The organism is Streptomyces sp. SID486 (assembly GCF_009865385.1).
Lineage (GTDB): Bacteria > Actinomycetota > Actinomycetes > Streptomycetales > Streptomycetaceae > Streptomyces.
Window position 1 is genome coordinate 1 of the sequence record NZ_WWJT01000031.1, and the last position, 5,109, is coordinate 5,109.

The 5,109-nt window shown below is 72.6% G+C and carries 5 protein-coding genes and 1 pseudogene; 4 read left to right on the plus strand and 2 right to left on the minus strand.

Annotated elements, in window-relative coordinates; genetic code table 11:
* Nucleotides 1-330, plus strand: a 330-nt coding sequence (locus GT045_RS01550; protein ID WP_237538271.1) for a peptidoglycan-binding protein, incomplete at its 5' end; no start/stop codon positions are given.
* 89 nt (nt 331-419) lie between these two features.
* Complete coding sequence (locus tag GT045_RS01555; protein ID WP_161333048.1) at nt 420-944, plus strand: flavin reductase family protein; 525 nt, start codon at nt 420-422, stop codon at nt 942-944.
* 19 nt (nt 945-963) lie between these two features.
* Here the strand turns inward: GT045_RS01555 and GT045_RS01560 are convergent, their stop codons facing one another.
* Nucleotides 964-1,872 carry a LysR family transcriptional regulator gene (locus GT045_RS01560; RefSeq protein ID WP_161333049.1) on the minus strand — a complete coding sequence of 303 codons (909 nt, stop codon included), beginning with the start codon at nt 1,870-1,872 and terminating at the stop codon, nt 964-966.
* A gap of 72 nt (nt 1,873-1,944) precedes the next feature.
* Here GT045_RS01560 and GT045_RS01565 point away from each other — a divergent pair, with 72 nt between their 5' ends.
* Nucleotides 1,945-2,358, plus strand: coding sequence for a RidA family protein (locus GT045_RS01565; RefSeq protein ID WP_161333050.1), 414 nt, complete (start codon nt 1,945-1,947; stop codon nt 2,356-2,358).
* 54 nt (nt 2,359-2,412) lie between these two features.
* Nucleotides 2,413-2,541 (plus strand): annotated as a pseudogene (locus tag GT045_RS01570) (IS5/IS1182 family transposase); the annotation flags it as partial.
* Nucleotides 2,542-2,560: 19 nt separating this feature from the next.
* Here GT045_RS01570 and GT045_RS01575 read toward each other — a convergent pair.
* A complete protein-coding gene (locus GT045_RS01575) occupies nt 2,561-4,957 on the minus strand; it encodes a SpoIIE family protein phosphatase (protein ID WP_161333052.1) in 2,397 nt (798 codons plus the stop codon).
* Nucleotides 4,958-5,109: the final 152 nt, after the last annotated feature.

Sequence of the window (5,109 nt, forward strand, 5' to 3'; positions counted from 1 at the left end):
GTGCAGCCGTCCACGGCCGCGCCGCCCGCCTCCGCGGAAGGCGCCCCCGACGGCGGGGCCGACCCTGACGGCGGGGCCGACCCCGACGGCTCCGGTACGCTGCGCGCGGGCGACACCGGCCCCGAGGTCACCGACCTCCAGCGACGCCTGCTGCGCGTTCCGGACGTCTACCGTGACGGCTCCACCGAGGGCACCTACGACGCCACGCTCACCGCGGCCGTGGCCCGCTTCCAGCTCTGGTACGGCGTCAGCGGCGACGAGACGGGCGTCTACGGCGACGACACGCGCCGTGCTCTGGAATCCCGCACGGGCCTCGGCGACGATTCGTGAACGGAGTGCCGGGCACCCCGTAAGGCACGAACGGAACCTCGGGCCCGGCCGCCGGCCGGAGCCGGGCGGCGGCGGACGGGAGCGACTGCATGACGGACGACAAGGGCACACCGGACGCCGGTGACACGGCGGTGGATCCTGGTGTCTTCTTCGACCGGCTGAACCCGGACATGTGCGTGGTCACCGCCGTCGCGGGCGGCGAGCGGGCCGGCTGCCTGGTCGGTTTCGCCTCGCAGTGCTCCATCCGGCCGCCCCGCTTCGCCGTGTGGCTGTCCAAGGCCAACCGCACCTGCCGGGTGGCCCGGAGCGCGCAGTATCTCGCCGTCCATCTGCTCACCCGCGACCGGCGCGACCTGGCGCAGTTGTTCGGCGGCGAGACGGGCGACGAGGTCGACAAGTTCGCCCGGCTCGACTGGCACGAGGGACCCGGCGGCTCGGCCGTCCTGGACGGGGCCGCGGCCTGGCTCGTCGGCACCGTCGTGCACCGCATCGACGGCGGCGACCACGTGGGTCACGTGCTCGACCCGGTCCAGTGGGGCGGCGCGGCGCCGGAGGGGCACCTGATCCGGCTCTCCGACGCGGTCGGCATCGAGGCCGGCCATCCCGCGGACTGAACGCGGCCGTCAGGGAGGACTAGGGTCTGTCCGGCGGGTCTTGATCGAGAGCTGCCGACAGGCGTAGGACCAGGGGGTTTGCATCGTTCTTGCGCCACGCCACGGCGACTCGTGTGCGCGCGGTGCCGGGCTCGATCCCGCGGAAGGCGACGCCCTTGAGGCGGATGCGGCGGATGCTCTCCGGGGCCAGTGACACGCCCAGGCCGGTTTCCACCAGGGCGCAGACCGTCTGCCATTCCACGGCGTGCTGGGTCACTCGGGGGGTGAAGCCCGCAGCGGTGCACAGGTCGGTGATCCGGTCGTACAGCGACGGGCCGACGGCGCGGGGCAGGAGGACGAAGGGGCATTGTGCCAACTGCTCTACCCTGACGGTCCGTTGTGCCGTGAGTGGGTGTGAGGAGGGCAGGACGGCCACGAACGGTTCGGTCAACACGGTCTTGAATCCGAGGTCCGCGTCGTGAGCGGGAGGTTCGCGCAACAGGCCGATGTCGATCGTTCTTTCGCGCAGAGCGGCCAGTTGCGGTGTGGTGGTCATCTCCTGGATGTCCAGGTCCACGGCGGGGAACCGTTCCCGGAAGGTGCGCAGCAGGCCGGGGAGGACAGTGAGGGCGAGGGAGGCGGCGAAGCCGATCCGCAGGCGGCCGGCCCTGCCGCTGCCGACTTCTCTGGCCGCGGTCAGGCCCTCCGCCAGGTCGGTGAGGGCATGCCGGGCGGCGGGCAGGAGTTCCCGGCCCGCCGGGGTGAGGCCGATGTTCCCGGGTTCGCGGCTGAAGAGCGCGTACCCGACCTTGTCCTCCAGGCGGCGGATCTGCTGGCTCAGCGGCGGCTGGGCGATGCCCAGGCGGGTGGCGGCGCGGCCGAAGTGGAGTTCCTCGGCGAGCACGACGAAGGCGTGCAACTGCGGGAGGGGAAGTTCAGGGCGCTCCATACGCATAGAGATATCACTCCATGCCCAAAAGTGTATTAGACGTATCAATGCTGGTCACTTAGCGTTCGACACATGACAGAGCGACGTTCCATCCTCAGCGGCTCGACGTTCGAGGAACAGATCGGCTACGCCCGCGCCGTGGTCGACGGTGACTGGGTGCACGTGTCCGGTACGACCGGGTTCGACTACACCACCATGACGATCCCGGACAACGTGGTGGAGCAGGCCGAGCAGTGCCTGCGCAACATCGAGGCTGCCCTGACCGAAGCGGAGTGCACCTTCGCTGACGTGGTGCGCGTGCGCTATCTGCTGCCCGACCGGGCCGACTTCGAGCCCTGCTGGCCGGTGCTGCGTCGCGCCTTCGGAGAGGTCCGGCCGGCCGCCACCATGCTCGTGTGCGGCCTCGCCGATCCCCGCATGAAGATCGAGATCGAGGTGTACGCCCGGCGGCGGATCGCCGACGGTGGAGCGGCCATCGCACGGTGATCGACGAAATCCTCTCCCGCCTGCGAACGGGCACGTCCTGGCGTGACGTGCCTGAACGAGGTCGAACGCACCGTCGACGCGCTCAGCAACTTCCGGGCCGTGGCAGCGCGCTGTGACGAGCGCGCCCAGGTTTTCCACGGCACCGTCACCCACGCCACGATCCGCTCATGGCTGCGGCCGTGATCCGCCGGACAGGCCCTGGTCAGGCGTCCGTCTCCGCCGGCCCCTCCGCGTCCCGCAGGTCGTCGAGGGGGACCCGGATGTCCAGCACGCACACGTCGTCGCGCCGTTCGTCCGCCAGCATCGTGGCGAGCAGCGCGTCCAGGGAGCCGGACTCGCCGTGGCCGTGCGCCCGTACCGCCTCGCCCAGCCGGGCGAAGCCCGCGTCGATGCCCTCACCGGGGCGTTCCACCAGGCCGTCGGTGTAGAGCAGCAGCCGGTCACCGGGTGCCAGTCGCAGCTCCAGCGACTCGTAGACGGGGGCGGCCGTCGCGCCGAGCAGCATGCCGCCGGGCCGGTCGAGGAAGCGCACCTCGCCCCGGCGTACCAGCAGCGGTGGCGGGTGCCCGGCCTGGGCCCAGGCCAGGACGCGCCGTTCGGGGTCGTAGCGGGCCAGGACCATGGTGGCGGTGGTCTGGCCGTCGCGCGAGTGCAGCAGCAGCTGGTTGAGCCGGCTCAGCGCGCCGGTGAGCGAGGAACCGGTACTGACCATGCCTTTCGCGGTGAATCTCAGCTGGGCCATGGTGGCGACGGCGTCGATGCCGTGCCCCGCCACGTCGCCGACCACGAACAGTGCCTCGGAGTCGGGCAGTTCGATGGCGCTGAACCAGTCGCCGCCGACGTGGATGCCCGTCTGCGAGGGCAGGTAGGCCACCTCGATGCGCAGCCCGGCCAGCTGCCGGGGCTTGTCGGGCAGCGGCAGCAGGGCGTGCTGCAGCCGGGCCGCCAGCGCCCGCTCGGCCTGCAGGATGCCGCGCTGGAGCAGCATGGCGCGTTCGCTCTCCACCAGCGCGAGTTCGGCGCTGCGCTGCGCGGAGAGGTCCTGGACGAAGCCGTGCACCTCGACCGGGGTGCCGTCGGGCGCCGTGACCGCTTCGGCGACCATCCGCAGGTGCCGGACGCCCCCGGTCGTCTCCATCCGGAACGGGACGTCGAACGCCCGGCCCCGCGAGACGAGTTCGGCGATGGCGTGGGCGAGCGGCCCCTTGTCCTCGGCCAGGGCCAGGTCGGGCAGCCGCTCCAGCCGGACCGGCCGCTGCCCGGGCTGCCTGCCGAGCACGGTGTAGGTCTGCACGGCCCAGGAGATCTCCTGGGTGATCAGGTTCCAGTTGGCCCAGCCGAGGTTGCCGAGCCGCTGCACGTCGGCCAGCCGCTGTTCCTGGCGTTCCACCGGGTCGTGCCGCAGCCAGGTGACGACCAGGCCGTCGCCCAGCCGCGCGGCCCGCACCGTGTAGGTGGCGGTCACGGGCACCTCGCCGATCACGTCCTGGTAGGCGAACGGCTCGCCCTCGAACGGGTTTCCGGTCTCCAGGGCCTGGAGATACCCCTGCCACAGCGGCTCGCCGGCGACCGACGGGTAACTCTCCAGGATGCGGCTGCCGACCATGGCCCGGCCGCTCCGGCCGAACACGTCGATCGCCTCCGGAGTGGCGGCGTCGATGCGGTAGTCCTCCACCTCGCCGGCGGCGGAGCGCAGCGGGGTGAGCAGGATCACCGCGCCCGGCAGCGCGTCGAACACCGCCTGCACGGTCTGGGAGACGTTCGCGGCCCTGCCGTCCTGCGGACTGTCGAAGGCCCGCAGCCGGCCCGCGCACAGCCGGGCCACGGCCCGCAGCAGCTCCCGCTCACGCGCCTCGAAGGGGCCGCCGCGCCGGCGCAGCACGCCGAGGGCGACGCTCGCCGTGTCCCCGGTCGACACGGGCAGCCAGGCCCGGGTGAGCCAGCGCTCGGGAGGTACGCCGATGAGCAGGTAGCGGGCGCGGTCCTCGGTGACGTTCTCCAGCCAGCGCGGCTCCCCGGTCCGCAGGGCGTCGAGTGCGGGCACTCCGGTCACCGGCGGCACGTGCTGCCACTGGGCGGCGAGGGTCGGGTCGATGCCGGCGTGTCCGATCAGGGTGAGCCCGCCCTCGGGCAGCCGCTCGTAGAGCATCACCGCGTCGGCGTCCACCTCGGGCGCCAGGTGGTCCAGCAGGCAGCCGGCCAGTTCGTGCGGCGAGCCGACCCGGACCAGGTCGCGGCCGACGTGCCCCAGTACGTCCGTCAGGCCCAGGGTGCCGCCGGGCGCGCTCGCCCAGGAGCCGACGGGGGCGGGCGTGGCCGCGGGAGGTGCGGACGGGGCGGCGGGGCGTTCCTTGGGCGGCAGGGCGCCCAGGGTGAGCCAGCACTGTTCGAGGAGGGTGCGGTTCCCGTCCTTGGCGCGCTGCAGCAGCTCCTCGTGGGCGGTGTCCGGCGTACAGCCGGTGACGGCCATCAGCACGCCCTTGGCGCGCTCCAGGACGGCCGAGGTGGCGGCCAGGTCCCGCAGCCGTTCCATCTCGGCGCGCTGCCGTGCCACGACCTTGGCCAGCGCCGCCAGCTCGGCGCCGGCATCGCGGTCCACCGGAGGCAGAGGCTCGCTCGTCACGCGTCGAGCATTGCACATCCGGGGCCGTTCGATCACTCGTCTGCCGGGTCGGGAATCCTGTGACCTTCACACAAGCCTCCCGGTCGGCGAGAGGGCGGTGCGAGAAGAGGCGGCCGGGGGCGGCGGAG